The 1,109-nt window shown below is 23.6% G+C and carries 2 protein-coding genes; both read left to right on the forward strand.

Annotation, left to right across the window (positions count from 1 at the left end; translation table 11 throughout):
• Positions 1-137, forward strand: a 137-nt coding sequence (locus GJT96_RS02470; protein ID WP_169780262.1) for a hypothetical protein, incomplete at its 5' end; no start/stop codon positions are given.
• 16 nt (positions 138-153) lie between these two features.
• On the forward strand, positions 154-1,109 hold a 956-nt coding region (gene leuB / locus GJT96_RS00265), incomplete at its 3' end, for a 3-isopropylmalate dehydrogenase (RefSeq protein WP_169780263.1).

The following is a 1,109-nucleotide window of genomic DNA, read 5'->3' on the forward strand; positions in this document are numbered from 1 at the left end:
AAAAAAAAATATTTAATGGAGTAGGTTTTTCTAAAGATATTATGAAAGCTTCAGTTATAGCAATTATCAATTGTCTTAATAGTATATGGAGATCTAATCAAATACAAAAAAATATTTTACAAGTTAATAAATCTTAAAAAAAAAGAGATAATTATGTCAAATATATTTAAAATAGCTATATTACCAGGAGATGGTATTGGTCCTGAAGTAATGAAACAAGCAATTAAAATATTAGAACAAATTCAAAAATATGTAAAAAAAAAGATAATTATTAATACCTATTATATAGGAGGAATTGCTATTAAAAAATATGGTAATCCTTTACCTAAAATTACATTAGAAGGTTGTGAAAAATCTGATGCTATATTATTAGGATCAGTGGGGGGACCTGAATGGGATCATTTACCTTTACATAAAAGACCTGAAAAAGGTTCTTTATTAAAATTAAGAAAACATTTTAATTTATTTGTTAATTTACGTCCTTCTTTTTTTTATAAAAATTTAAGCATTTTAAGTCCTTTAAAAGAAAGAATTTTAAATAAGGGATTTAATATTATTTGTATTAGAGAATTAATTGGTGGTATATATTTTGGTTTAAATGGAAGAAAAGGTAAAGGAATAAATGAATATGCATTTGATACTGAAATTTATTCAAGATTTGAAATAGAAAGAATTGCACATATTGCTTTTAATATAGCATTAAAAAGAAATAAAAAAATATGTTCTATTGATAAAGCAAATGTTTTACAAACATCCATATTATGGAGAGAAATTTTAATAGAAATATCTCAAAAATATAAATCAGTTAAACTAACACACATGTATATTGATAATGCTGTTATGCAATTAATTAAAAATCCTTCACAATTTGATGTTATATTATGTCCAAATCTATTTGGAGATATAATATCTGATCAGTGTGCAATTATTACTGGATCTATTGGTAATTTACCTTCAGCTAGCTTTAATCAAAATTATTTTGGTTTGTATGAACCAGCTGGAGGATCAGCTCCTGATATTGCAGGGGAAAATATAGCTAATCCAATTGCACAAATTTTATCATTAGCAATGTTAATTGAATATTCTTTAAAAGAAAAAAAAATATCTAT

Origin of the sequence: Enterobacteriaceae endosymbiont of Donacia piscatrix (genome assembly GCF_012569525.1) — a bacterium.
GTDB lineage: Bacteria > Pseudomonadota > Gammaproteobacteria > Enterobacterales > Enterobacteriaceae.